Below are 23,190 nucleotides of genomic sequence, written 5' to 3'. Positions count from 1 at the left end.
TCCAGTGTCGCAGGAAGAGCGCGCGGGCACGGGCCAGACTAGGTGCCATGAGGACTGCTTACCGCGTGGAGACCGTCCGGGCCGCCGAGGCCGCGCTGCTGGCCAGGCTGCCCGAGGGGACCCTGATGAGCAGGGCCGCCGCCGGCCTGGCGGCGGCCTGCGCCGGGCTGCTGAAGCCGGGGCTGTCCGGCGCCCGGGTGGTGGTGCTGGCGGGCGGCGGGGACAACGGCGGCGACGCCCTGTACGCGGGCGCCCGGCTCGCCCGGCGCGGCGCGGCGGTGACCGCGGTGCTGGTCACGCCGGAGCGCGCGCACCCCGGCGGCCTGGCGGCGTTGCGCGCGGCCGGCGGCCGGACGGCGACGGCCGACGCGGCGGACGCGCTGCTGGCCCGGGCCCGGCTGGTGGTGGACGGGATCACCGGCATCGGCGGGCGCGGCGGGCTGCGGCCGGCCGCCGCCGCGCTGGCGCGGGCGGCCCAGGAGCACGGCGTGCCCGTGGTCGCCGTCGACCTGCCCAGCGGCGTGGACGCGGACACCGGCGAGGTGCGCGGCGCGGCCGTCCGGGCGGCGCTGACCGTCACGTTCGGCACCCACAAGCCCGGCCTCCTGATCGACCCGGCCCGCGAGTACGCCGGCGAGGTGCGGCTGGTGGACATCGGCCTGGGCCCGGAGCTGCCGCCGGAGCCGGACCTGGCCGCCCTCACGGACGCCGACGTCGCGGCGCTGCTGCCGCGCCCGGCCGCCGAGTCCGACAAGTACCGGCGCGGCGTGGTCGGCGTGGTGTCAGGCTCGGCCCGTTACCCCGGCGCCGCCGTGCTCACGGTGGGCGGGGCGCTGCGCGGCGGCGCGGGCGCGGTGCGGTACGTCGGGCCGGCCGGCATGGCGGTGCTCGGCCGCCACCCCGAGTCGCTGGTCTCGGAGGGCCCGCCGCACAAGGCGGGCCGGGTGCAGGCGTGGGTCGTGGGCCCCGGGCTCGGCGACACCCCGGAGGCCCGGGCCGCGGTCGCGGACGTGCTGGCCGCCGAGGTCCCGGTCCTGGTGGACGCGGACGGGCTGCGCCTGCTCGACGCCGACCGGGTACGCGACCGTTCCGCGCCGACGGTGCTCACCCCGCACGCCGGGGAGGCGGCGGCGCTGCTGGGCACCGGGCGGGACCGGGTCGAGGCGGCCCGGCTCGCGGCGGTCACCGAGCTGGCCGAACAGTACGGCGCCACCGCGCTGTTGAAGGGCTCGACCACGCTGATCGCCGAGCCCGGCGGCGCGGTCCGGGTCAATCCGACCGGCACCCCGTGGCTGGCCACGGCCGGCAGCGGCGACGTGCTCTCCGGCCTGATCGGCGCCCTGCTCGCGGCCGGCCTGCCGCCCCTGGACGCGGCGTCCACCGGCGCATATCTGCACGGCGCGGCCGGCCGCCTCGCCGCGGCCCCGCCCACCGCCTCCTCGGTCGCCGAGGCCCTGCCCACCGTGTGGGGCCGGCTCCTCGCCGCTACCCCTCCGCGATGACGACGGCGGAGGCGATGCCCGCGTCGTGGCTGAGCGAGACGTGCCAGGAGCGCACGCCCAGCTCGGCCGCGCGGGCGGCCACCGTGCCGCGCACGGCCAGCCGCGGCCGGCCGGAGTCGGTCTGGATCACCTCGGCGTCCGTCCAGCGCAGCCCGGGCGGCGCGCCCAGCGCCTTGGCCAGCGCCTCCTTGGCCGCGAACCGGGCCGCGAGCGAGGCCACGCCCCGCCGCTCCCCGCTCGGCAGCCACAGCTCGGCGGTCACGAACAGCCGGTTCGCCAGCTCCGGGGTCCGCTCCAGCGACGTGGCGAACCGGTCGATCTCCGCGACGTCGATGCCCACCCCCACGATCACGCGCGGACCACGCTTCCCCCGGCGTCGGTGATCTCGCACCGCACCTCGTCGAACTCCCGGCGCAGCAGCACCACATGGTCCGCCGGCAGGACCACCACCTCCCGCGCCTCGCCCGCGAAGGCCACCGGGTCCGAGGCGAGGAACGACTCGCCGTCGCCCTCCCCCACGGCCAGCGGCTCCCCCCCGCACGCGCCCGCCACCGTGTCCGGCTCATCGGCGTGCACGGCCAGCAGGGCGAACGAGCCGCGCAGCGACCGGCACACCTGGCGCATCGCCTCGCCCAGGTCGGCGCACGAGGAGAACGCCTCGGCCAGCAGATGCGCGGCCACCTCCGTGTCGGTGTCGGAGGCCAGCCGGTGCCCGCGCCCGGCCAGTTCGGCGCGCAGCTCGGCGTGGTTGTCGATGCGGCCGTCGTGCACCACGGCCACGCGCCCGGCGTTGTCGAGTTGCGGATGCGCGTTGCCCTCGGTGGGCGGGCCGTGCGTGGCCTGCCGCAGGTGCCCGATCGCGGTGCCGCCCGTGGCCAGCGGGCGCCGGTCCAGCACCTCGCGCAGCGCCGACAGCGGCCCCGCCGTCCGGGCCGCCGCGAGCCCGCCGTCCGCGAGCACGGCCACGCCCGACGAGTCGTAACCGGGCCGTTCCAGCCGCCCGAGACCGGCCAGCACCACCTCCAGGGCGGACTGCGCCTGCGCTCCCACGTAACCGACCATCCCGCACATGCGGGCAGACTAGCCGGGCGAGGAGAATGATCGCGTGGCAACCTCGCTCCAGCAGCCGACCCCGTACGTCGATCTCAGCCGCGCCGAGTGGAGCGCGCTGCGCGCCCGCACCCCGCTGCCGCTCACCGCCGAGGAGGTGGAACGGCTGCGGGGCCTGGGCGACGTGGTCGACCTCACGGAGGTCCGGGAGGTCTATCTGCCGCTGTCCCGGCTGCTCAACCTCTACGTCGGCGCCACCGGTCAACTGCGCGCCGCCGTCAGCACGTTCCTCGGCGGCCCGCAGCCCGCGACCCCGTTCGTCATCGCGGTGGCGGGCAGCGTCGCGGTCGGCAAGTCCACGGTCTCCCGGCTGCTGCGGGAGCTGCTGGCCCGCTGGCCCGAGCACCCCCGCGTCGAACTGGTCACCACCGACGGCTTCCTGCTGCCGAACGCGGAGCTGGACCGGCGTGGCCTGATGACGCGCAAGGGCTTCCCCGAGTCCTACGACCGCCGCGCGCTGACCCGTTTCGTGGCGGAGGTGAAGGCGGGCCGCCCGGAGGTGAGCGCGCCGGTCTACTCCCACCTCACCTACGACATCGTCCCCGGCGAACGGCTGACCGTGCGCCGCCCGGACATACTGATCCTGGAGGGCCTGAACGTCCTCCAGCCCGCGCCGCCCGGCCACGTCGGCCTGGCGGACTACTTCGACTTCTCGGTATACGTCGACGCCAGGACGGCGGATATCCGCGACTGGTATCTGGACCGCTTCAGAAAACTCCGCGCCACCGCATTCCAGAACCCCGGCTCCTACTTCCGCAAATACGCCGAGGTCGGGGAGGAGGAGGCGATGGAGTACGGCCGGAACAATTGGCGGAACATCAACGAGCCGAATCTGGTGCGGAATATCGCCCCGACCCGGGGTCGGGCCACGCTGGTCCTCCAGAAGGCGGCCGACCACACGGTCCGCCGGCTCCGCCTGCGAAAGCTCTGACCCCGCCCGGCAGTTCGCCCGCCCCCGGCCGGCCGGGGGCGGGTGACAGCACCTAACCCAGGGCCGACTTCACCGCGTCCGCCAGCCCCGCGGCCACGGCCCGGGCCTGCGCCGCGTCCGCGGCCTCCACCATCACGCGCACCAGCGGCTCCGTGCCCGAGGGCCGCAGCAGCACGCGCCCGGTCTCGCCGAGCTGCCGCTCGGCCTCGGCCACCGCCTCGGCCAGCTCGCGGCTGTCGCCGACCCGGGTCCGGTCCACGTCCGGCACGTTGATCAGCACCTGCGGCAGCCGTTCCATCACGCCCGCCAGTTCGGTGAGCGGCCGGCCCGTCGCCGCGACCCGGGCGGCCAGCAGCAGCCCGGTCAGCGTCCCGTCGCCCGTGGTGGCGTGGTCCAGGACGATCACGTGCCCGGACTGCTCCCCGCCCAGCGAGAACCCGCCGCGCTTCATCTCCTCCAGCACATAGCGGTCCCCGACCGCCGTCTGGCGCAGCCGCAGCCCCTCCCGCTCCATGGCCAGCGCGAAGCCGAGGTTGGACATCACGGTGGCCACCACCGTGTCGTGCCGCAGCGTCCCCGCCTCCCGCATGGCCAGGCCCAGCACGGCCAGGATCTGGTCGCCGTCCACGTCCGCGCCCGTGCCGTCCACGGCCAGGCAGCGGTCCGCGTCGCCGTCCACCGCGATGCCCAGGTCCGCGCCGTGCGCCGGAACGGCCGCCCGCAGCGCGCCCGGATGCGTGGAGCCGTAGCCGTCGTTGATGTTGAGCCCGTCCGGCTCGGCGCCGATCGTGATGACCTCCGCGCCGGCGCGGGTGAACGCCTCGGGCGCGACCCGCGAGGCCGCGCCGTGCGCGGCGTCCACGACGACCTTCAGCCCGTCCAGCCGGTGCGGCAGCACCCCCACCAGGTGCGCGACGTACGCGTCGAAGCCCTCGTCGTACTCGGTGACGCGGCCCACGCCCGCGCCCACCGGGCGGTCCCACGGCAGGCCCGCCGCGTGGTCCCAGTACGCCGCCTCGATGCGGTCCTCCAGCTCGTCGGCCAGTTTGTGCCCGCCGCCGGCGAAGAACTTGATGCCGTTGTCCGGCATCGGGTTGTGGCTGGCCGAGAGCATCACGCCGAAGTCCGCGTCCAGCGAGCCGGTCAGATACGCCACCGCCGGGGTCGGCAGCACGCCCACCCGCATCACGTCCACGCCCGCGCTGGCGAGCCCGGCCACCACGGCCGCCTCCAGGAACTCCCCCGACGCCCGGGGGTCGCGGCCCACCACGGCCAGCGGCCGCCGCCCGGGCTCTCCCCCGGTCCCGGCGAGCACGCTCGCCGCCGCTACGGACAGCCCAAGCGCCATCTCGGCCGTGAGATCCGCGTTGGCGACGCCGCGCACGCCATCGGTGCCGAAGAGTCGTCCCACAGTATTTCCTCCGATTTTCACGAGAGCGGCCGTCGCGTTGACCCTATAAAAGGGGAGCCCCGACAGCACGGATGTGCTGTCGGGGCGTCAGCAAAAAGATCCTCGGCGAGGTCGCTCCGGGGGACTTAGCGCTTGCTGTACTGCGTCCCCTTGCGCGCCTTCTTCAGACCGGCCTTCTTCCGCTCGACCGCACGGGCGTCACGGGTCAGGAAGCCGGCCTTCTTCAGCGGGCCGCGGTTGTTGTCCACGTCGGCCTCGTTGAGGGCGCGGGCCACGCCGAGGCGCAGCGCGCCGGCCTGGCCGGAGATGCCGCCGCCGGAGATACGGGCGACGACGTCGTACCGCTCGTCGAGCTCAAGGACCTTGAAGGGCTCGTTCACGGACTGCTGGTGCACCTTGTTGGGGAAGTACCCCTCCAGGGTGCGGCCGTTGATCTTCCACTTGCCGCTGCCGGGAACGATGCGCACGCGCGCGATCGCGTTCTTCCGGCGGCCGGTGCCGGCGCCGGGCAGCGGGTCGCCGAAGCGGGCGCTCACCGTCTCGGTGCCGGCGAACTCCTCCGGCGTGCTCTCGGTCGTGTACTCCTCGACCTCGGGGACCTCGGCGTCAAGGGACTCAGGGGTGGGCTCGGCCACGATTCTCCTCAGATTCTCTTTCGTCTAAAGACAGTGGCCGACTACTGCGCGACCTGGGTGATCTCGAACGGAACGGGCCGCTGAGCGGCGTGCGGGTGCTCCGGCCCCGCGTACACCTTCAGCTTCGAGAACATCTGACGGCCGAGGGTGTTCTTCGGGAGCATGCCCTTGACCGCCTTCTCGACGGCCTTCTCCGGGTTGTTCTTGAGGAGGTCCTCATACCGGACGGACCGCAGACCGCCCGGGTAGCCGGAGTGGCGGTAGGCCAGCTTCTGGGTCCGCTTGTTGCCGGACAGGTGCACCTTGTCGGCGTTGACGATGATGACGAAGTCACCGGTGTCAACGTGCGGCGCGTACACCGGCTTGTGCTTGCCCCGCAGAAGGGTGGCGGCCTGGGAGGCCAGACGGCCCAGCACGACATCGGCGGCGTCGATGACGTGCCACTGACGCTGAATGTCGCCGGGCTTGGGGCTGAACGTACGCACGGGTCGTAGCCTTCGCTTCTTCTGTGTTGGGATCCTGACAAGGTCACCCGATGATCACGGCAGACAAGGCCGCACCCCGGCGACGCAAACCGGGTGCCGACCGCTGGCAATCATCCTGGTGGACCGGCGCAAGGCCCCTCACGTGAGATCGAGACAAGCCATACGCATGATTTTTCATTGTTTCGACATTGCAGAGTACTGTCCGCCCCCCGCCGGGGTCAAAACGGGTCCCGCTCAGCGGTCTCGGGCCACCCGGTCCTCGTCCCACACCGGCTCCGGCACCTCCCGCACCACCCCGTCCGCGCCGAAGAGCAGATAGCGGTCGAAGGACCGGGCGAACCACCGGTCGTGCGTGACGGCCAGCACCGTCCCCTCGTACGCCTCCAGCCCCTCCTGGAGCGCCTCGGCGCTCTCCAGGTCCAGGTTGTCCGTCGGCTCGTCCAGCAGCAGCGCCGTCGCCCCGCCGAGCTCCAGCAGCAGGATCTGGAACCGGGCCTGCTGCCCGCCCGAGAGCCGGTCGAACGGCTGCTGCGCCTGCCGGTCCATCTCGTAGCGCCGCAGCGCCGAGGTCGCCGCGCCCCGGTCCAGCGCGTGCTCCGTCCACAGGATGTCCAGCAGCGTGCGGCCCAGCAGCTCCGGGTGCGCGTGCGTCTGCGCGAAGTGCCCGGGAACGACGCGCGCCCCCGTCTTCCACGCGCCCGTGTGCGCCACGTCCTCCCCCGCGAGCAGCCGCAGGAAGTGCGACTTGCCCGAACCGTTGGCCCCGAGCACCGCGACCCGCTCCCCGTAGAAGACCTCCAGGTCGAACGGCCGCATCAGCCCGGTCAGCTCCAGCCCGGCGCAGGTGAAGGCCCGCACCCCGGTGCGCCCGCCGCGCAGCCGCATCCGGATGTTCTGCTTGCGCGGCGGCTCCTGCGGCGGCCCGGCCTCCTCGAACTTCCGCAGCCGCGTCTGCGCCGCCTTGTACCGGGAGGCCATCTCGTCGCTGCGCGCGGCGTACTGCCGCAGGTCCGCCACCAGCCGTTTCAGCCGCGCCCGCTGCTCGTCCCAGCGCCGCCGCAGCTCCTCGAACCGCTCGAAGCGCCGCTCGCGCGCCTCGTGGTACGTGCCGAACCCGCCGCCGTGCACCCAGACGTCCGACCCGGCCGGACCCGGCTCCACGCTGATGATCTTCCGCGCGGAACGCGCCAGCAGCTCCCGGTCGTGCGAGACGAACAGCACGGTCTTGGCCGTCTCCCGCAGCCGCTCCTCCAGCCACCGCTTGCCGGGCACGTCCAGATAGTTGTCCGGCTCGTCCAGCAGCAGCACCTGGTCGCCGCCGCGCAGCAGCGCCTCCAGGACCAGCCGCTTCTGCTCCCCGCCCGACAGCGTGCGCACCTGCCGCCACTGGGCACGTTCGTACGGCACCCCCAGCGCGGCCATGGTGCACATGTCCCACAGCGTCTCGGCCTCGTAGCCGCGGACCTCGGCCCAGTCGGCGAGCGCCTGCGCGTACGCGAGCTGCGCCGGCTCGTCGTCGGCGGTCATCACCGCCAGCTCGGCGGCGTCCACCGCGAGCGCCGCCGTCCGGATCCGCGGCGGCGCGACCGAGACCAGCAGGTCGCGAACGGACCGCTCGTCGCGCACGCTCCCCACGAACTGCGGCATCACCCCGAGCCCCCCGCTGACGGTGACGATCCCCTCCGCCGGCTTCAGGTCCCCGGCCACCAGCCGCAGCAGCGTCGTCTTCCCGGCCCCGTTGGCGCCCACCAGCGCGGCGGCCTCGCCCTCCCCCACCCGGAACGAGATGTCGTCCAGCAGCACGCGGCCGTCCGGCAGGTCGTACCGCACGTGCGCCGCTTCCACATGTCCCATGCGCCGAGTCTGCTGGTCCCCGCCCGGAATCCCAACCGGTTTCCCGGCCCGCGCGCCCCTCTTCCGTTCCCCGGCCCAGGAGTTCCCCCACGCCCGGTTCCCATTAAGCTTCCGCCATGAGCTACGGGCAGGGGGGTTCCGGCTGGACCCCAGGGGGATCGAACACGCCGGACTGGGACGCGCTCGCGGCCGACGCGGAACGGCGCCGCGGCCGACGCCGGACCTCGATCATCATCTTCTCCGCGGCGGCGGCCGTGGTCATCGGCGTGGTGGTGGCTCTCGCCATCGTCAACCAGAGCGGCGACGGAAGCCCCTCCGACAACGCCTCCTCCGCCCTGCCCGACCCCTCCGACCTGCCGTCCGACAGCCCCGACGCCGAGCCGTCCTTCGACGAGCGGACGCTGCCTCCCCTGCCGCAGCCGCGCGAGTTCATATCGGACGCCGACAAGGACACCGCCCCGTTCGACCTGGAGAGCTTCTTCACCGGGGACACGATGGACATCGACGACCGGTCCTACACGAAGGTCGCCACCGAGGCCGCCGCCTCCTGCGCCGACGCCGCCAGCCCCGAGCTCGGCGCCGTCCTCGGGGAGCACGGCTGCACCACGCTGCTGCGCGCCACGTACACCGGCGGCGGCGTGGCCGTGACGGTCGGGGTGGCGCAGTTCGGCTCGGAGGAGGACGCCGTGGCCGCCCGCGAGGCCGCCACCGGGAACCTGCTCCCGCTCACCGGCGGCGACGCCCCCGCGTTCTGCCAGCAGGGCGGCTGCCGGACCACGACCAACCAGGTCGGCCGCTACACCTACTTCACCATCGCGGGCAACGGCGACGGCTCCCCCGACAGCGGCGACGGCACACCCGCCCAGCAGGCCGCCCGCGACGGCGACCAGCACGCGTTCAACCGCATCATCCAGCGCGGCGAGGCCCAGGCGTCCGCCTCCGCCAGCGCCCTCGTCGAGGAGCGCCAGCGCCAGCAGAACGGCTGAGCCGCTGAACTACCCCGCGGCGTCGGCGAGCGTGCGCCGGCGCCGCGCCTGGAGGTTGCGCTCGGCCAGCCGGGCGTCCGCCGGGTAGGCCACCTCCTCCAGCGTCAGCCCGTGCGGCCGCACCACGTGCACCGCCGAGTCCCGCACCCGGGCCCCCAGCACCGCCGCCGGCCAGGACGGCGGCCGGTGCCCGTCCCCCACGAAGAGCAGCGCGCCGACCAGCGAACGCACCATGTTGTGGCAGAACGCGTCGGCCCGCACCGTGCCCTCCACGATGCCGTCCGGCCGCCGCTCCCAGCGCAGCTCCCGCAGCGCGCGGATCGTGGTCGCGCCCTCCCGCCGCTTGCAGAACGCCGCGAAGTCGTGTTCCCCCAGGAGCAGTTCGGACGCCTCGTTCATCGCGGCCACGTCCAGCGGCCAGTTGTGCCACAGAACGTGCCCGCGCAGCAGCGGATCGACCCCGCCCGGGTGGTCGGAGACGCGATAGGCGTAACGCCGCCAGACCGCGGAGAAGCGGGCGTTGAAGTACGCGGGCGCCTCCTCGGCCCGCCAGACCCGGACATCGTGCGGCAGCCGCCCGGCGAGCCGGCGCACGAGCCGGCCGCGCTGCTCCGCCCACACCTCCGCCGGCAGATCCACGTGCGCCACCTGCCCCCGGGCGTGCACGCCGGCGTCCGTCCGGCCGGCCACGGTGAGCTCGAAACGCTCCGGCGCGCGCGTCACGATCCGCAGCGCCTCCTCCACCTCCCCCTGGACGGTGCGGCGCCCTTCCTGCCGCGCCCAGCCGGAGAAGCCGGCGCCGTCGTAGGACAGGTCCAGGCGCACCCGGACCTGTCCGGGGGGTACGAGATCGCGGTCGTCACTCACACCGCCGATCCTCTCACCGCGGCCCCCGGGCGGAACGCGCCCGGGGGCCGCGGGCGGCTCAGGCCGCGGCCGTGCAGCTCACCGTTGCGGCGGCCGCGGTACCGGCGGGCGCCGCGGCGATGTAGCCGAAGCTCGCCGTGGCGCCGGGCGCCAGGGAGCCGTTCCAGGAGGCGTTCGTCACGGTGCCGGTGGAGGCGTTGAGTGTGCCGCCCCAGACCTGGCTGATCCGGGCGCCGGTGGGCAGCGCGACGTGGACCGACCAGCCGGTGAGGGCGGCGTCACCGGTGTTGGTGACCGTCACCTCGCCCTGCCAGCCGCCGTTCCAGGAGCCGGCGGTGGTGGCGGCGGCCGTGCACAGCGAGCCCTCGCCCGGCTCCTCACCCGGGTCCTCGCCCGGGTCGGAGGGGGTCAGCACGCCGGTGAGCGCGTCGAACCAGCGGTCGGCCATCTTGCCGTCGCCCGCCGCGTTGGGGTGGACGCCGTCGTAGGTGTCGGTCGCGGTGTTGAAGCCGGTCCAGTGGTCCACCACGCGCACCGGCGAGGCGCTGGTGCTGATCCCGGCCGCCCACGCCGGGATCGCGGCGTTGAAGTTCACGGTGCGCTGGGCGCACTCGGCACAACTGCTGGGGTTCATCGGGATGATCTGGGCGACCAGGACGGTCATGTTCGGGTTGTTGGCCCGCATCTGGTTCACCAGCGTGGTGAACGCGCTCAGGATGGCGACCGGCGAGCGGTTGCTCCAGACGTCGTTGGTGCCCAGGTGCATCAGCACCACATCCGGCGAGGTGGCGGACAGCCAGGCGGGAAGCTGGTTCTGCGCGGCCATGTTGGTGGCCAGGATGCCGCCGTGGCCCTCGTTGTCGCCGTCGTGCGCGACGCCACAGCCCTGCGGGCCCAGCGTGCCGACGAAGTCGAGGTCCGTGTAGCCCGCGGCCTGGAGGTCGTTCCAGAGGGTCGCGCGCCAGCAGCCGGGCGAGCCGGTGATGGAGTCCCCCAGCGGCATGATACGAACTGGCTCGGCCGCGGCCGCCGAGGAGGCGGGCTGGAGGGCGAGGAGGGCGGCGATCAGGGCCAGAACGGCGAGGATCGCCCGGGGAAGGCGAGTGGTGCGCACGGTGCGGCTCCTTCGGGGCTGAAGGGATCAGGGGTGGGAGCGCTCCCAATCGCATCAATGCACTATTGAACGTGATCCGTCAAGATTCAACGCGCGGCCCCGGCCGCCGGACAGGCGAAGGGCCCGCCTCCCCATGGGGGAAGGCGGACCCTGTCACGCGCGTGGGAGCGTCGAGACGCGGTCAGGCGTCCTTCTTCTCCTCGCCCGACTCGTCCTTCGACTCGTCGGCGGCCTCGGCCGCCTCGGTGGCCTCCGCCTCCGGCGCGGTCTCGGCGGCCTTCTTGGTCTCGGCCTCCTTGGCCGCGCGCCGGGTGGCGCCCTCGGCCTCGCCGACCGCCTCCTGCTGCACGGTCAGCGCCTCGACCAGCTCGATGACGGCCATGGGGGCGTTGTCCCCGCGGCGCGGGCCGATCTTGGTGATACGGGTGTAGCCGCCGGGCCGGTTGGCGAACTTGGGCCCGATCTCCGTGAACAGCGTGTGGACCACGCTCTTGTCACGGATGGTCTGCATCACCTGGCGACGGTTGTGCAGGTCGCCCTTCTTCGCCTTGGTGATCAGACGCTCGGCCACCGGACGCAGCCGCCGGGCCTTGGCAACGGTGGTGGTGATGCGGCCGTGCTCGAACAGCGCGGTGGCGAGGTTCGCCACCATCATCCGCTCGTGGGCGGCGCCGCCACCCAGCCTGCGACCCTTGGTAGGCGTCGGCATCTCTCTCTCCTGTCATCTTCTGCACCGGCCGGATCAGGTACCGGTGTCAGCGTGCGTGCCCCGGGGACGGCCCCCGGCACACGGTCCCCGGCGGGTCACCCCGCCGGAGCCGGTCAGTACTGCTCGGTCTCCGCGAAGCCGGTGTCGCCCTCGTCCTCCGCGCCGAACGCGTCGGCCGCGGTGGTCGGGTCGAATCCGGGCGGGCTGTCCTTCAGGGCCAGGCCCATGCCGGCCAGCTTCGCCTTGACCTCGTCGATCGACTTGGCGCCGAAGTTGCGGATGTCGAGCAGGTCCGCCTCGGAACGGGCCACCAGCTCGCCCACCGAGTGGATGCCCTCGCGCTTGAGGCAGTTGTAGGAGCGGACCGTGAGCTCCAGCTCCTCGATCGGCAGCGCCAGGTCGGCGGCGAGCGCGGCGTCCGTCGGGGACGGGCCCATGTCGATGCCCTCGGCGTCGACGTTCAGCTCACGCGCCAGGCCGAACAGCTCGACCAGGGTCTTGCCGGCCGACGCCATCGCGTCGCGCGGCCGCATGGCCTCCTTGGTCTCGACGTCGACGATGAGCTTGTCGAAGTCGGTGCGCTGCTCGACGCGGGTGGCCTCCACCTTGTAGGTGACCTTCAGCACCGGGCTGTAGATGGAGTCGACCGGGATACGGCCGATCTCCTGGCCGACCTGCTTGTTCTGCACGGCGGAGACGTAGCCGCGACCGCGCTCGACGGTCAGCTCCATCTCCAGCTTGCCCTTGTTGTTCAGGGTGGCCAGGACCAGGTCGGGGTTGTGCACCTCGACGCCGGCCGGCGGGGCGATGTCCGCCGCGGTCACCAGACCCGGACCCTGCTTGCGCAGGTACATCACGACCGGCTCGTCGTGCTCGGAGGAGACGACGAGCTGCTTGATGTTGAGGATCAGGTCGGTGACGTCCTCCTTGACGCCCGGCACGGTGGTGAACTCGTGCAGCACCCCGTCGATGCGGATGCTGGTGACAGCCGCGCCGGGGATGGACGAGAGCAGCGTGCGCCGCAGGGAGTTGCCGAGGGTGTAGCCGAAGCCCGGCTCCAGCGGCTCGATCACGAACCGGGAACGGAATTCGTCGACGACCTCTTCGGTCAGGGACGGGCGCTGAGCGATCAGCATGGTGGGTTCACTCCAGTCTTCGGCAACCGCTATTTGATGCCGAGCCAGACAATGTGTGTACGTCAAGGGTACGGGCGGAGCCGCGCGAAGTACGCGGCTCCGCCCGCGCCCGTGGTGGTGCCGGGCTTACTTCGAGTAGAGCTCGACGATGAGCTGCTCCTGCACCTGGGTGTCAATCACCTGGCGCTCGGGCAGCGAGTGAACGAGGATCCGCAGCCGGGAGGGAATGGCCTCCAGCCACGCCGGAACGGTCCTGTCCCCGGCCTCCGCCATGGCCACCTGGAAGGGGGTCAGGTTACGGGAGGACTCGCGGACCTCGACGATGTCGTTCGGCGAGACGCGGGCGGACGGGATGTCGTTCTTCCGGCCGTTGATCAGGATGTGACCGTGCCGGACGAGCTGCCGGGCGTGGTCGCGGGACTTGGCGAAGCCGGCCCGGTAGACCACGTTGTCGAGGCGGGACTCCAGGATGCGGAGCAGGTTCTCACCCGTCTTGCCCGACTGGCGGTTCGCCTCGTTGTAGTAACCGCGGAACTGCTTCTCCAGCACTCCGTAGATGCGCGCGCACTTCTGCTTCTCGCGCTTCTGGAGCAGGTACTCGCTGTCCTTGGTGCGCCCGCGTCCGTGCTCACCCGGGGGGTAAGGACGGATCTCGATCGGGCACTTAGCGCTCTCGCACTTGGCTCCCTTGAGAAAGAGCTTCTGCTTCTCCCGACGGCAACGCTTGCAGTCGGCCCCGGTGTAACGCGCCATAGTTCTCTTCGTCTCCTACTTCACCTGGTCAGACGCGGCGGCGCTTGGGCGGGCGGCAGCCGTTGTGCGGGGTCGGGGTCACGTCCTGGATCGAGCCCACCTCGAGGCCGGTGGCCTGGAGGGAGCGGATCGCGGTCTCACGGCCGGAGCCGGGACCCTTGACGAAGACGTCGACCTTGCGCATCCCGTGCTCCTGCGCGCGGCGCGCGGCGTTCTCCGCGGCCATCTGCGCGGCGAACGGCGTCGACTTCCGCGACCCCTTGAAGCCGACGTGACCGGCGGAGGCCCAGGAGATCACGTTCCCGGTGGGGTCGGTGATCGAGACGATGGTGTTGTTGAACGTGCTCTTGATGTGGGCGTGCCCGTGAGCGACGTTCTTCTTTTCCTTGCGGCGCACCTTCTTGGCGCCGGAAGTACGGCCCTTTGGAGGCATGTGGTCTTAACTCCCGTGGAGGTGGTCGGTCCTGGTGCACGGACCGCTGTCAGCGTCCGTGCGGACTACTTCTTGCCCGGCTTCTTCTTGCCGGCGATCGCGCGACGCGGGCCCTTGCGGGTGCGGGCGTTGGTCTTGGTGCGCTGGCCGTGGACGGGCAGGCCACGGCGGTGACGCAGCCCCTCGTAGCACTGGATCTCGACCTTGCGACGGATGTCGGCCTGAATCTCGCGCCGGAGGTCACCCTCGGTCTTGATGTTGTTGTCCACGTACTCGCGGATCTTGACGAGGTCCTCCTCGCCGAGGTCACGCACGCGCGTGTCCGGGTTCACCCCGGTGTTGGAGAGGGTCTCCTTGGCAAGGGTGCGCCCGATGCCGAAGACGTAGGTGAGAGCGACCTCGACGCGCTTGTCGCGCGGGAGATCGACGCCTGCGAGGCGTGCCATAGGTGTGGCTCCTGAATTTTTGCGTAAAGCGGAGGTCTGCCGCAGCACCGTTCCCGACCGCAGGGTCGGGTCCCCGGCCTCCGACCGGGGGTGTCGTCCCCGCGCTGAGCGAGGGGTCGGGTGACTGCGATATCCATGTGTCGCGCGAAGAACTACGAAAGTGCGGTCAGCCCTGGCGCTGCTTGTGGCGCAGGTTCTCGCAGATGACCATGACGCGCCCGTGGCGGCGGATCACCTTGCACTTGTCGCAGATCTTCTTGACGCTCGGCCTGACCTTCATGTGATGTGAGGCTCTCCGGGTCGTGATCTGCTTGATTTACTTGTAGCGGTAGACGATCCGCCCGCGGGTCAGGTCGTAGGGAGAGAGCTCCACCACGACCCGGTCGTCGGGAAGAATACGGATGTAGTGCATCCGCATCTTGCCGCTGATGTGCGCGAGAACCTGGTGCCCGTTCTGGAGCTCCACCTTGAACATCGCGTTCGGCAGGGACTCGACGACGGTGCCCTCGATCTCGATGGCCCCTTGTTTTTTGGCCATGCTTGAGCGCTTCACCTTCCGGGATCGGCTACCTGGATGGCCCCGGGCAGACGGGTGCACAGGACCGACTAGCCAGTCTACGGCACCCCACTCAAAAAGACGAATCCATGATCTTTTCCCCGGTGGGGAGATCGTTAAGCCAACGGATCCGGGGCGGCTGTGACGCCGAGCGCCGCGAGCTTGGCCCGGCCGCCGTCCACGGCGGTCAGCACCAGCGGGCCCTCCTCGGTGAGCGCCACCGAGTGCTCCCAGTGCGCCGCCCAGGTGCCGTCGTTCGTCTTCACGGTCCACTCGTCGGCCAGCACATGGGTCTTCGCGGTGCCGAGCGAGAGCATGGGCTCGATCGCCAGGCAGAGCCCGGGCACCAGCCGGGGGCCCCGGCCGCGCCGGCGGTCCACGTAGTTCAGCAGGTGGGGATCCATGTGCATCTCGCTGCCGATGCCGTGGCCGCCGTAGCTCTCGATGATCCCGTACTTGCCGGAGGCGGGCAGCGGCTGGCGGCGGACGTAGGACTCGATGGCCTTGGAGATGTCCACCAGCCGGTTCCCGCGGCGCATCGCCGCGATACCGGCCCACAGGGACTCCTCGGTCACCCGGCTGAGCTCGTGGAGCTGGGCCGCGTGGCCGTCGCCGACGAAGACCGTCAGCGCGGCGTCCGCGTGCCAGCCGTCCACGATCGCGCCGGCGTCGATGGAGATGATGTCGCCGGCCTTGAGCACGGTCTCCCGGTCGGGGATGCCGTGCACCACCACGTCGTTCACCGAGGTGCAGATGGTCGCGGGGAAGCCGCCGTAGCCGAGGAAGTTCGGCTTGGCGTCGCGCTCCGCCAGCACCTGGGCGGCGATGTCGTCCAGGTCCTTGGTCGAGGCCCCGGGGGTCGCCGCCTCGGCGCACCTGCGGTGTATCTCGGCGACGACGAGACCGGCCGCGCGCATCTTCGCGATCTGCTCGGGAGTCTTGATCTCCACCATGGGAATCCTCGCTACGCGGCGCGCTCGGGCAGGACGGCCAGCGCCCGCCGGGTCACCTCGGGCACGGGAGCCAGGGCCGAGATCGTGGAGACCAGGCCCTGCTCGCTGTAGTAGCCGATGATCGGCTCGGTCTCCTCGTGGTAGACCGCGAGCCGCTTGCGCACGGTCTCCTCGCGGTCGTCCTCCCGCTGGTACAGCTCCCCGCCGCAGATGTCGCAGACGTCGGGCTCCCGCGGCGGCTTGTTCTGCACGTGGAACGTGTGGCTGCTGTCCTTGCGGCAGGTGCGGCGGCCGGCGATGCGCCGGACCACCTCGTCCTCGGGGACCTCCAGGTCCAGCACCGCGTCCAGCCGCTGGCCCGACTCCGCCAGCAGGGCGTCCAGGGACTTGGCCTGGGCGATGTTGCGGGGGAAGCCGTCCAGCAGAAATCCGTCCTCGGCGTCCGGCTGCGCCATCCGGTCCGCGGCCATCGCCACGGTGATCTCGTCCGGTACCAGGCCGCCCTCGCGCAGGATGGCGTCGACCTGCTTTCCGAGGTCGGTGCCCTGGCTCACATTGGCCCGGAAGAGATCACCGGTGGAGATGTGCGGAATGCCAAGGCGCTCGGCGAGCAGGGCAGCCTGCGTGCCCTTGCCCGCGCCCGGCGGTCCGACGAGGACGATTCGCATCAGCGGAGGAACCCTTCGTAATTGCGCTGGTGAAGCTGACTCTCAATCTGCCGCACCGTTTCCAGGCCGACACCCACGATGATCAGGATGGAGGTACCACCGAACGGGAAGTCCTGCTGCGCGTCGAACATCACCAGCGCCACGGTGGGCACCAGGGCGATGAGACCCAGATAGAGCGATCCGGGCCAGGTGATGCGGTTCAGCACGTAGCTCAGGTACTCCACCGTGGGTCGGCCCGCCCGGATTCCCGGGATGAATCCACCATACTTCTTCATGTTTTCGGCCACGTCCTCCGGGTTGAAGGTGATGGCCACGTAGAAGAACGCGAAGAAGACGATGAGCAGGAAGTACGTGACGATGTAGTAGGGGTGGTCACCGTCGGTGAAGTACCGCTGCACCCAGTCCGCCCAGCCGCCCGAGTCGGTACCGGCGAACTGCACCAGCAACTGCGGGATGTAGAGCAGCGAGGACGCGAAGATGACGGGGATCACACCGGCCTGGTTGACCTTGAGGGGGATGTAGGTCGAGGTGCCGCCGTAGGAGCGGCGGCCGATCATGCGCTTGGCGTACTGCACGGGGATGCGGCGCTGGGCCAGCTCGACGAAGACGACGAGGCCGACCATCGCCAGACCACAGGCGACGACCACGCCGAACTCGATCCAGCCGTCGGCCAGGCTGCCCTGCTGCTTGATCTGCCACAGCGCGGCGGGGAAGCCCGCGGCGATGGACACGAACATCAGCATGGACATGCCGTTACCGATACCCCGGTCGGTGATCAGCTCACCCATCCACATGATGAGCGCGGTGGCCGACGTCAGGGCGATGACCATGACGAGCGTCGTGAAGATGGAATCGTCCGGGATGATGTCGTTCCGGACGGTGCACTGCGGGAAGAGGGTGCCGCTGCGGGCGGTCGCCACCAGGCCGGTGGCCTGGAGCACGGCCAGAGCCATCGTCAGATAACGCGTGTACTGCGTGATCTTCGCCTGACCGGACTGGCCCTCCTTCTTCAGCGCCTCCAGCCGCGGGATCACCACGACAAGCAACTGAAGGATGATGCTCGCGGTGATGTAGGGCATGATTCCGAGCGCGAAGATGGTCAGTTGCAGCAGCGCCCCGCCGCTGAACATATTGACCAGACCGAACAGGCCGGAGCCCGCGCCCGAGGCGTCGGCCTCCTCCACACACTGATCGACGTTCTGGAAGCTGACCCCCGGTACCGGCACATGCTGGCCAAACCGGAACACCACGACGATGCCGAGGGTGAAGAGCAGCTTCTTACGCAGGTCGGGCGTCTGAAACGCCCGGGCGAACGCGGTGAGCACGGCTCCTCCTGCGCCCCCCGCGGTGAGCGCGAGAGGTGACGGTCTTGAAGTCCAACGGATATGACAGATCTGGTGACGACAACGGACGCCACCTTACCGGCGTATGTGCCGGGCCGGAACGACTGACCGGGGATGCCTATCACTCAGGCACCCCCGGTCACTCACACTTCCGGCCAACCGGTCACCGGCTCAGGAGCTCGGTGACGGTACCGCCCGCCGCGGTGATCTTCTCCTTGGCGGAGGTGGAGACGGCATCCACCGTCACCGTCAGCGCCACCGAGATCTCGCCGCTGCCAAGCACCTTGACCAGTTCGTTCTTCCGCACGGCGCCCTTGGCGACCAGGTCGGCCACGGTCACCTCGCCGCCCTCCGGGTAAAGCGCGGCCAGCTTCTCCAGGTTGACGACCTGGAACTGCTTGTGGGCCGGGTTCTTGAAGCCCTTGAGCTTCGGCAGCCGCATGATCAGCGGCAACTGCCCGCCCTCGAAGCCCGCCTTGACCTGGTACCGGGCCTTGGTGCCCTTGGTACCGCGGCCCGCGGTCTTGCCCTTGGACGCCTCACCACGGCCCACCCGGACCTTGGCCTTCTTGGCGCCCGGCGCGGGCCGGAGGTCATGGAGCTTGAGCGGCGCGCTCTCCGCGCTCTCGTTCTTGGCGAGTTCGGCCACGTCAGTCCACCTCCTCGACCGTCACCAGATGCCGCACGGTGTTGGCCATGCCGCGGATCTCCGGCCGGTCCTCCTTGACGACCACGTCGTTGATACGCCGCAGCCCGAGCGAGCGCAGCGTTTCACGGTGGTTCTGCTTGCTCCCGATACGGGACTTGACCTGCGTGATCTTCAGCCGAGCCATCACGCACCCACTCCGGCGCGGGCCCGCAGCAGAGCGGCGGGAGCCACGTCCTCCAGCGGCAGGCCACGACGGGCGGCGATCTCCTCGGGACGCTGAAGTCCCTTCAGAGCGGCCACCGTGGCGTGCACGATGTTGATCGGGTTCGACGAGCCGAGCGACTTGCTCAGCACGTCGTGAATGCCCGCGCACTCCAGCACGGCGCGCACCGGGCCACCGGCGATCACACCGGTACCGGGCGAGGCCGGCTTCAGCAGAACGATGCCCGCGGCCTCCTCGCCCTGGATCGGGTGCGGGATGGTGCCCTGGATCCGGGGGACCTTGAAGAAGTGCTTCTTGGCCTCCTCAACGCCCTTGGCGATGGCGGCCGGCACCTCCTTGGCCTTGCCGTATCCGACACCCACGGTGCCGTCACCGTCGCCCACCACGACCAGCGCGGTGAAGCTGAAGCGACGACCACCCTTCACAACCTTGGCGACGCGGTTGATCGCGACGACGCGTTCGACGTACGCGGTCTTCTCGGCGGCAGCGCCGCCGTCCCGGCCCTTACGGTCCCGCCGCTCGCCGCCACCGGCGCCGCCACCGCGGCGCTGGGGTCCAGCCATTGGAATTACCTCTCTCGATTCAGTCGACGGGACCGGCTCAGAACTTGAGCCCCGCCTCGCGTGCGGCGTCGGCAAGCGCGGCGACGCGGCCGGCGTACCGGCTGCCACCACGGTCGAACACCACGGCCTCGACACCAGCGGCCTTGGCGCGCTCCGCGACGAGCGCGCCCACCTGCTTGGCCTTGTCGCTCTTGTCGCCCTCGGCACCCCGGATGGACACATCCAGCGAGGAGGCGGAGGCGAGCGTGTGGCCGATGCTGTCGTCCACGACCTGCGCCACCATGTGGCGGTTGGACCGCGTCACGACCAGGCGCGGACGCTCGGGCGTACCCGAGATCTTCTTCCGGATGCGCACGTGGCGCCGCTTGATCGCGGCCCGCTTCCGCGCGTCACCCTTGGCGATCTTGACACCGTATGCCATGGCTACTTACCAGCCTTTCCGACCTTGCGGCGGATGACTTCGCCCTCGTACTTCACGCCCTTGGCCTTGTACGGGTCGGGCTTGCGCAGCTTGCGAATCTTCGCCGCGGTCTCGCCGACCTTCTGCTTGTCGATGCCCTCGACGCTGAAACGAGTCGGGTTCTCGACCTTGAACGCGATGCCCTCCGGGGGCTCCACGAGGATCGGGTGGCTGTAGCCCAGCGAGAACTCCAGGTTGGAGCCCTTGGCCTGAACTCGGTAACCGACTCCGCTGATCTCCAGCTTCTTGATGTAACCCTCGGTCACGCCGGTGACCATGTTGGCGACGAGCGTCCGGGACAGGCCGTGCAGGGCACGGTTCTTGTTCTCGTCGTTCGGACGGGTCACCAGGATGGCGCCGTCCTCACCCCGGGTCACCTCGATGGGCGACGCGACGGTGTGCGACAGGACGCCCTTCGGGCCCTTCACCTCGACCGTGCGGCCATCGATGCTGACGTCCACGCCGGCGGGAACCGGGATCGGCTGCTTGCCAATACGCGACATGGCTGTTCCTCCGTTCCCTTCGTCACCAGACGTAGGCGAGGACTTCCCCACCTACGCCCTTCTTCTGCGCCTGCTTGTCGGTGAGCAGCCCGTTGGACGTGGAGATGATCGCCACGCCCAGGCCGCCGAGCACCTTCGGCAGGTTGGTGGACTTCGCGTAGACCCGCAGGCCCGGCTTCGAGATCCGCTTGATGCCGGCGATCGAGCGCTCGCGGTTGGGGCCGTACTTCAGCTCGAGGACCAAGTGCCGGCCCACCTGGGCCTCCTCGGTCTTCCAGCCGGTGATGTAGCCCTCCTGCTGGAGGATCTCCGCGATGTGCGACTTGATCTTGCTGTGCGGCATCACGACGGTGTCGTGGTACGCCGAGTTCGCGTTCCGCAGACGGGTGAGCATGTCTGCGATCGGATCGGTCATGGTCATGAAACGGCCTTCGGCCTCTCTCGCCGGGGTTTCCTCGTACGTGTACTTCCACACACGCGGGACCTACGGCGTAGTCAGTGGTTACCAGGAGCTCTTGGTGACGCCCGGCAGTTCGCCGCGGTGGGCCATCTCACGAAGGCACACGCGGCACAGGCCGAACTTGCGGTACACGGAATGGGGCCGACCGCAGCGCTGGCAGCGCGTGTAGGCACGCACGGCGAACTTCGGCTTGCGGGTGGCCTTGGCGATGAGAGCCTTCTTCGCCACAGCTCACGCCTCCTTGAAGGGGAATCCGAGGTGACGCAGCAGGCTGCGGCCCTCCTCGTCGGTGTTCGCCGTGGTGACCACGGTGATGTCCATGCCCCGGACCCGGTCGATCCGGTCGGGGTCGATCTCGTGGAACATGACCTGCTCCGTGAGACCGAAGGTGTAGTTGCCCCGGCCGTCGAACTGCTTCGGCGACAGACCGCGGAAGTCACGGATCCGCGGCAGCGCCAGCGACAGCAGCCGGTCCAGGAACTCCCACATCCGGTCGCCACGCAGGGTCACGTGGGCACCGATCGGCTGCCCCTCGCGCAGCTTGAACTGCGCGATGGACTTGCGGGCCTTGGTCACGGTGGCCTTCTGGCCGGTGATCGTGGCGAGGTCGCGCACGGCGCCCTCGATCAGCTTGGAGTCGCGGGCGGCCTCGCCCACACCCATGTTGACCACGATCTTGGTCAGGCCAGGCACCTGCATGACGTTCGGGTAGGCGAACTCGTCACGCAGCTTGCCGACGATCTCTTCGCGGTAGCGCGTCTTGAGACGCGGCGCGGTGGTGGTGGCAGTGGTCATCAGATGTCCTCGCCGGTCCGGCGGGCAACGCGGATCTTGTTGCCGTTCTCGTCGAAGCGGTAGCCGATACGGGTGGTGACCTTCTTGCCGTCCTTCTCCACCACGAGCGCGACATTGCTCACGTGGATCGGGGCCTCGGTCGTGATGATCCCGCCGGTCTTGGAACCGCGCGGGGTCGTACCGGCCTTCACGTGCTTCTTGACCCGGTTGACACCCTCGACCAGGACCCGGTCCTCGCGCGGGTAAGCCACGATGACCTTGCCCTGCTTGCCCCTGTCCTTGCCGGTGATGACCTGGACCAGGTCACCCTTCTTGATCTTCATGCTTACAGCACCTCCGGCGCGAGCGAGATGATCTTCATGAACTTCTTCTCGCGCAGCTCACGGCCCACCGGGCCGAAAATACGGGTGCCACGGGGGTCGCCGTCGTTCCGGAGAATGACGGCCGCGTTCTCGTCGAAGCGGATGTACGAACCGTCCGGCCGACGGCGCTCCTTGACGGCGCGCACGATGACAGCCTTGACGACATCGCCCTTCTTCACGTTGCCACCGGGGATCGCGTCCTTGACGGTGGCCACGATGACGTCACCGATGCCCGCGTAGCGGCGCCCGGATCCGCCGAGAACACGGATGCAGAGGATCTCCTTCGCACCTGTGTTGTCGGCGACGCGCAGTCGCGACTCCTGCTGGATCATTGGTTACTTCGCCTTCTCCAGAATCTCCACGACGCGCCAGCGCTTGGTCGCGGACAGCGGACGGGTCTCCATCAGAAGAACGCGGTCACCGACGCCGGCGGCATTCTGCTCGTCATGCGCCTTGAGCTTGCTCGTGCGGCGGATGATCTTGCCGTACAGGGCGTGCTTGACCCGGTCCTCGACAGCGACAACGACGGTCTTGTCCATCTTGTCGCTGACGACCAGACCCTCGCGGGTCTTCCGCCGGCCGCGCTCAGTCGTCTCAGTCACAGTCTTCTCACTCATCAGGCGTTCTCCACCGCCTCGGCGACGGGCTCCACCGTCTCGATGCCGAGCGCACGCTCCTGCATCACGGTGTAGATCCGGGCGATGTCCTTGCGGACGGCCTTCAGCCGGCTGTTGTTCTCCAGCTGGCCGGTCGCCGCCTGGAAGCGGAGCCTGAACAGCTCCTCCTTCGCCTCGCGCAGCTTCACAACGAGCTCCTCGTTGTTCAGCTCCCGCAGCTCGGCGACCTTGGTACCGGCAGCCATCACGCCTCACCTGCCTCGCGCCGGACGATCCGGCACTTCATCGGGAGCTTGTGCGCGGCGCGGATGAGCGCCTCACGAGCGATCTTCTCGTTCGGGTAGGACAGCTCGAACATCACGCGCCCGGGCTTGACGTTCGCGATCCACCACTCCGGCGAACCCTTGCCGGAACCCATGCGGGTCTCGGCGGGCTTCTTGGTCAGCGGGCGGTCGGGGTAGATGTTGATCCACACCTTGCCGCCACGCTTGATGTGCCGGGTCATCGAGATACGCGCGGCCTCGATCTGCCGGTTCGTCACATAGGCGCCGGTGACGGCCTGGATGCCGTACTCACCGAAGGCGACCTCGGTACCACCCTTGGCAGCACCCTTGCGCTTGGGGTGGTGCTGCTTGCGGTACTTGACCTTGCGAGGAATCAGCATGG

Annotated in this window: 33 protein-coding genes and 1 pseudogene; 3 read left to right on the top strand and 31 right to left on the bottom strand. The window is 70.4% G+C overall.

Translation table 11 applies throughout. The annotated features are described in order from the left end of the window. The first annotated feature begins 47 nt into the window (after nt 1-47). Nucleotides 48-1,502 (top strand): NAD(P)H-hydrate dehydratase, encoded by a 1,455-nt coding sequence (locus tag RM590_RS26590; RefSeq protein ID WP_311707249.1) that lies wholly within the window; start codon nt 48-50, stop codon nt 1,500-1,502. Here the strand turns inward: RM590_RS26590 and RM590_RS26585 are convergent. Both RM590_RS26585 and RM590_RS26580 read right to left on the bottom strand, forming a co-directional pair. After that, a complete protein-coding gene (locus tag RM590_RS26585; protein WP_311707248.1) occupies nt 1,486-1,854 on the bottom strand; it encodes a holo-ACP synthase in 369 nt (122 codons plus the stop codon). The two genes, RM590_RS26590 and RM590_RS26585, sit on opposite strands and share 17 nt — an antisense overlap. Nucleotides 1,855-1,907: 53 nt before the next feature. Next, nucleotides 1,908-2,573: pseudogene (locus RM590_RS26580) on the bottom strand (glutamine--fructose-6-phosphate transaminase (isomerizing)); the annotation flags it as partial. A 34-nt stretch (nt 2,574-2,607) separates the two neighbouring features. On the opposite strand from RM590_RS26580, the gene coaA reads away from it, so the two are divergent. Further along, on the top strand, nt 2,608-3,543 hold the full coding sequence (gene coaA, locus RM590_RS26575; protein WP_311707247.1) for a type I pantothenate kinase: 936 nt from the start codon (nt 2,608-2,610) through the stop codon (nt 3,541-3,543). Between the two features lie 52 nt (nt 3,544-3,595). Here the strand turns inward: coaA and glmM are convergent, their stop codons facing one another. From glmM to RM590_RS26555, 4 genes are all read right to left on the bottom strand, one after another. Further along, nucleotides 3,596-4,954 (bottom strand): phosphoglucosamine mutase, encoded by a 1,359-nt coding sequence (glmM, locus tag RM590_RS26570; RefSeq protein ID WP_311707246.1) that lies wholly within the window; start codon nt 4,952-4,954, stop codon nt 3,596-3,598. Between the two features lie 125 nt (nt 4,955-5,079). Then, entirely contained in the window at nt 5,080-5,589 is a 510-nt protein-coding gene (rpsI, locus tag RM590_RS26565; RefSeq protein ID WP_311707245.1) for a 30S ribosomal protein S9, read from the bottom strand. 41 nt (nt 5,590-5,630) lie between these two features. Further along, on the bottom strand, nt 5,631-6,074 hold the full coding sequence (gene rplM / locus RM590_RS26560) for a 50S ribosomal protein L13 (RefSeq protein ID WP_311707244.1): 444 nt from the start codon (nt 6,072-6,074) through the stop codon (nt 5,631-5,633). 234 nt (nt 6,075-6,308) lie between these two features. Further along, nucleotides 6,309-7,928, bottom strand: coding sequence for an ABC-F family ATP-binding cassette domain-containing protein (locus RM590_RS26555; RefSeq protein WP_311707243.1), 1,620 nt, complete (start codon nt 7,926-7,928; stop codon nt 6,309-6,311). A gap of 116 nt (nt 7,929-8,044) precedes the next feature. Here RM590_RS26555 and RM590_RS26550 point away from each other — a divergent pair, with 116 nt between their 5' ends. Further along, on the top strand, nt 8,045-8,914 hold the full coding sequence (locus RM590_RS26550; RefSeq protein ID WP_311707242.1) for a hypothetical protein: 870 nt from the start codon (nt 8,045-8,047) through the stop codon (nt 8,912-8,914). Between the two features lie 9 nt (nt 8,915-8,923). Here the strand turns inward: RM590_RS26550 and truA are convergent, their stop codons facing one another. The 25 genes from truA to rplP form a co-directional block, all read right to left on the bottom strand. After that, entirely contained in the window at nt 8,924-9,781 is an 858-nt protein-coding gene (gene truA, locus RM590_RS26545) for a tRNA pseudouridine(38-40) synthase TruA (RefSeq protein WP_311707241.1), read from the bottom strand. Nucleotides 9,782-9,839: 58 nt separating this feature from the next. Continuing rightward, a complete protein-coding gene (locus tag RM590_RS26540) occupies nt 9,840-10,895 on the bottom strand; it encodes a GDSL-type esterase/lipase family protein (RefSeq protein ID WP_311707240.1) in 1,056 nt (351 codons plus the stop codon). Nucleotides 10,896-11,076: 181 nt separating this feature from the next. Then, the gene (gene rplQ, locus RM590_RS26535) at nt 11,077-11,604 is read right to left on the bottom strand and encodes a 50S ribosomal protein L17 (RefSeq protein ID WP_311707239.1); all 528 of its coding nucleotides are present in this window, start codon (nt 11,602-11,604) and stop codon (nt 11,077-11,079) included. 113 nt (nt 11,605-11,717) lie between these two features. Beyond that, nucleotides 11,718-12,740, bottom strand: coding sequence for a DNA-directed RNA polymerase subunit alpha (locus RM590_RS26530; RefSeq protein ID WP_122182063.1), 1,023 nt, complete (start codon nt 12,738-12,740; stop codon nt 11,718-11,720). A gap of 126 nt (nt 12,741-12,866) precedes the next feature. After that, complete coding sequence (gene rpsD / locus RM590_RS26525; protein ID WP_311707238.1) at nt 12,867-13,493, bottom strand: 30S ribosomal protein S4; 627 nt, start codon at nt 13,491-13,493, stop codon at nt 12,867-12,869. A gap of 28 nt (nt 13,494-13,521) precedes the next feature. Next, on the bottom strand, nt 13,522-13,926 hold the full coding sequence (rpsK, locus tag RM590_RS26520; RefSeq protein ID WP_311707237.1) for a 30S ribosomal protein S11: 405 nt from the start codon (nt 13,924-13,926) through the stop codon (nt 13,522-13,524). Between the two features lie 65 nt (nt 13,927-13,991). Next, nucleotides 13,992-14,372, bottom strand: coding sequence for a 30S ribosomal protein S13 (gene rpsM, locus RM590_RS26515; RefSeq protein ID WP_311707236.1), 381 nt, complete (start codon nt 14,370-14,372; stop codon nt 13,992-13,994). Between the two features lie 166 nt (nt 14,373-14,538). Continuing rightward, entirely contained in the window at nt 14,539-14,652 is a 114-nt protein-coding gene (gene rpmJ / locus RM590_RS26510; protein WP_049567412.1) for a 50S ribosomal protein L36, read from the bottom strand. Nucleotides 14,653-14,688: 36 nt separating this feature from the next. Then, a complete protein-coding gene (gene infA / locus RM590_RS26505; RefSeq protein ID WP_003948620.1) occupies nt 14,689-14,910 on the bottom strand; it encodes a translation initiation factor IF-1 in 222 nt (73 codons plus the stop codon). 134 nt (nt 14,911-15,044) lie between these two features. Next, the gene (gene map, locus RM590_RS26500) at nt 15,045-15,881 is read right to left on the bottom strand and encodes a type I methionyl aminopeptidase (RefSeq protein WP_311707235.1); all 837 of its coding nucleotides are present in this window, start codon (nt 15,879-15,881) and stop codon (nt 15,045-15,047) included. Between the two features lie 11 nt (nt 15,882-15,892). After that, entirely contained in the window at nt 15,893-16,549 is a 657-nt protein-coding gene (locus RM590_RS26495) for an adenylate kinase (RefSeq protein ID WP_311707234.1), read from the bottom strand. Beyond that, nucleotides 16,549-17,874 carry a preprotein translocase subunit SecY gene (secY, locus tag RM590_RS26490; RefSeq protein WP_311707233.1) on the bottom strand — a complete coding sequence of 442 codons (1,326 nt, stop codon included), beginning with the start codon at nt 17,872-17,874 and terminating at the stop codon, nt 16,549-16,551. Before secY ends, RM590_RS26495 begins: the two co-directional genes overlap by 1 nt. Before the next feature lie 181 nt (nt 17,875-18,055). Next, nucleotides 18,056-18,541: a 50S ribosomal protein L15 gene (gene rplO / locus RM590_RS26485; protein WP_311707232.1), complete on the bottom strand. Its 486-nt coding sequence runs from the start codon at nt 18,539-18,541 to the stop codon at nt 18,056-18,058. A gap of 1 nt (nt 18,542) precedes the next feature. Then, entirely contained in the window at nt 18,543-18,725 is a 183-nt protein-coding gene (gene rpmD / locus RM590_RS26480) for a 50S ribosomal protein L30 (protein ID WP_311707231.1), read from the bottom strand. Further along, the gene (gene rpsE / locus RM590_RS26475; RefSeq protein WP_120698204.1) at nt 18,725-19,327 is read right to left on the bottom strand and encodes a 30S ribosomal protein S5; all 603 of its coding nucleotides are present in this window, start codon (nt 19,325-19,327) and stop codon (nt 18,725-18,727) included. Before rpsE ends, rpmD begins: the two co-directional genes overlap by 1 nt. 37 nt (nt 19,328-19,364) lie before the next feature. Next, nucleotides 19,365-19,748: a 50S ribosomal protein L18 gene (gene rplR, locus RM590_RS26470; protein ID WP_311707230.1), complete on the bottom strand. Its 384-nt coding sequence runs from the start codon at nt 19,746-19,748 to the stop codon at nt 19,365-19,367. 2 nt (nt 19,749-19,750) lie between these two features. Further along, nucleotides 19,751-20,290, bottom strand: coding sequence for a 50S ribosomal protein L6 (gene rplF / locus RM590_RS26465; protein ID WP_311707229.1), 540 nt, complete (start codon nt 20,288-20,290; stop codon nt 19,751-19,753). Nucleotides 20,291-20,312: 22 nt separating this feature from the next. Next, complete coding sequence (rpsH, locus tag RM590_RS26460; RefSeq protein ID WP_311707228.1) at nt 20,313-20,711, bottom strand: 30S ribosomal protein S8; 399 nt, start codon at nt 20,709-20,711, stop codon at nt 20,313-20,315. A gap of 81 nt (nt 20,712-20,792) precedes the next feature. Beyond that, entirely contained in the window at nt 20,793-20,978 is a 186-nt protein-coding gene (locus RM590_RS26455; RefSeq protein WP_311707227.1) for a type Z 30S ribosomal protein S14, read from the bottom strand. 3 nt (nt 20,979-20,981) lie between these two features. After that, nucleotides 20,982-21,545, bottom strand: a complete 564-nt coding sequence (gene rplE / locus RM590_RS26450; protein ID WP_311707226.1) for a 50S ribosomal protein L5 — start codon at nt 21,543-21,545, stop codon at nt 20,982-20,984. Next, on the bottom strand, nt 21,545-21,868 hold the full coding sequence (rplX, locus tag RM590_RS26445) for a 50S ribosomal protein L24 (protein ID WP_311707225.1): 324 nt from the start codon (nt 21,866-21,868) through the stop codon (nt 21,545-21,547). Before rplX ends, rplE begins: the two co-directional genes overlap by 1 nt. Nucleotides 21,869-21,870: 2 nt before the next feature. After that, nucleotides 21,871-22,239 carry a 50S ribosomal protein L14 gene (rplN, locus tag RM590_RS26440; protein WP_086158585.1) on the bottom strand — a complete coding sequence of 123 codons (369 nt, stop codon included), beginning with the start codon at nt 22,237-22,239 and terminating at the stop codon, nt 21,871-21,873. Nucleotides 22,240-22,242: 3 nt separating this feature from the next. Beyond that, the gene (gene rpsQ / locus RM590_RS26435; protein ID WP_052849161.1) at nt 22,243-22,524 is read right to left on the bottom strand and encodes a 30S ribosomal protein S17; all 282 of its coding nucleotides are present in this window, start codon (nt 22,522-22,524) and stop codon (nt 22,243-22,245) included. Continuing rightward, nucleotides 22,524-22,769: a 50S ribosomal protein L29 gene (gene rpmC / locus RM590_RS26430; protein ID WP_311707224.1), complete on the bottom strand. Its 246-nt coding sequence runs from the start codon at nt 22,767-22,769 to the stop codon at nt 22,524-22,526. Before rpmC ends, rpsQ begins: the two co-directional genes overlap by 1 nt. Beyond that, on the bottom strand, nt 22,769-23,188 hold the full coding sequence (gene rplP / locus RM590_RS26425; protein WP_059012870.1) for a 50S ribosomal protein L16: 420 nt from the start codon (nt 23,186-23,188) through the stop codon (nt 22,769-22,771). Before rplP ends, rpmC begins: the two co-directional genes overlap by 1 nt. Between the last annotated feature and the right edge of the window lie 2 nt (nt 23,189-23,190).

Origin of the sequence: Streptomyces litchfieldiae (assembly GCF_031845365.1) — a bacterium.
In the GTDB taxonomy this organism is placed as follows: Bacteria; Actinomycetota; Actinomycetes; order Streptomycetales; family Streptomycetaceae; genus Streptomyces; species Streptomyces litchfieldiae.
Note: the sequence above shows the minus strand (reverse complement) of the source record. Positions and strands in the feature narration are given on the sequence as shown.

Coding starts and splice junctions, on each gene's coding strand:
- RM590_RS26590 (WP_311707249.1), top strand. CDS start 48: ATGAGGACTGCTTACCGCGTGGAGACCGTCCGGGCCGCCGAGGCCGCG.
- RM590_RS26555 (WP_311707243.1), bottom strand. CDS start 7,928: ATGGGACATGTGGAAGCGGCGCACGTGCGGTACGACCTGCCGGACGGC.
- RM590_RS26550 (WP_311707242.1), top strand. CDS start 8,045: ATGAGCTACGGGCAGGGGGGTTCCGGCTGGACCCCAGGGGGATCGAAC.
- rplQ (WP_311707239.1), bottom strand. CDS start 11,604: ATGCCGACGCCTACCAAGGGTCGCAGGCTGGGTGGCGGCGCCGCCCAC.
- RM590_RS26530 (WP_122182063.1), bottom strand. CDS start 12,740: ATGCTGATCGCTCAGCGCCCGTCCCTGACCGAAGAGGTCGTCGACGAA.
- rpsD (WP_311707238.1), bottom strand. CDS start 13,493: ATGGCGCGTTACACCGGGGCCGACTGCAAGCGTTGCCGTCGGGAGAAG.
- rpsK (WP_311707237.1), bottom strand. CDS start 13,926: ATGCCTCCAAAGGGCCGTACTTCCGGCGCCAAGAAGGTGCGCCGCAAG.
- rpsM (WP_311707236.1), bottom strand. CDS start 14,372: ATGGCACGCCTCGCAGGCGTCGATCTCCCGCGCGACAAGCGCGTCGAG.
- rpmJ (WP_049567412.1), bottom strand. CDS start 14,652: ATGAAGGTCAGGCCGAGCGTCAAGAAGATCTGCGACAAGTGCAAGGTG.
- infA (WP_003948620.1), bottom strand. CDS start 14,910: ATGGCCAAAAAACAAGGGGCCATCGAGATCGAGGGCACCGTCGTCGAG.
- map (WP_311707235.1), bottom strand. CDS start 15,881: ATGGTGGAGATCAAGACTCCCGAGCAGATCGCGAAGATGCGCGCGGCC.
- RM590_RS26495 (WP_311707234.1), bottom strand. CDS start 16,549: ATGCGAATCGTCCTCGTCGGACCGCCGGGCGCGGGCAAGGGCACGCAG.
- rpmD (WP_311707231.1), bottom strand. CDS start 18,725: ATGGCTCGGCTGAAGATCACGCAGGTCAAGTCCCGTATCGGGAGCAAG.
- rpsE (WP_120698204.1), bottom strand. CDS start 19,327: ATGGCTGGACCCCAGCGCCGCGGTGGCGGCGCCGGTGGCGGCGAGCGG.
- rplR (WP_311707230.1), bottom strand. CDS start 19,748: ATGGCATACGGTGTCAAGATCGCCAAGGGTGACGCGCGGAAGCGGGCC.
- rplF (WP_311707229.1), bottom strand. CDS start 20,290: ATGTCGCGTATTGGCAAGCAGCCGATCCCGGTTCCCGCCGGCGTGGAC.
- rpsH (WP_311707228.1), bottom strand. CDS start 20,711: ATGACCATGACCGATCCGATCGCAGACATGCTCACCCGTCTGCGGAAC.
- rplE (WP_311707226.1), bottom strand. CDS start 21,545: ATGACCACTGCCACCACCACCGCGCCGCGTCTCAAGACGCGCTACCGC.
- rplX (WP_311707225.1), bottom strand. CDS start 21,868: ATGAAGATCAAGAAGGGTGACCTGGTCCAGGTCATCACCGGCAAGGAC.
- rplN (WP_086158585.1), bottom strand. CDS start 22,239: ATGATCCAGCAGGAGTCGCGACTGCGCGTCGCCGACAACACAGGTGCG.
- rpsQ (WP_052849161.1), bottom strand. CDS start 22,524: ATGAGTGAGAAGACTGTGACTGAGACGACTGAGCGCGGCCGGCGGAAG.
- rpmC (WP_311707224.1), bottom strand. CDS start 22,769: ATGGCTGCCGGTACCAAGGTCGCCGAGCTGCGGGAGCTGAACAACGAG.
- rplP (WP_059012870.1), bottom strand. CDS start 23,188: ATGCTGATTCCTCGCAAGGTCAAGTACCGCAAGCAGCACCACCCCAAG.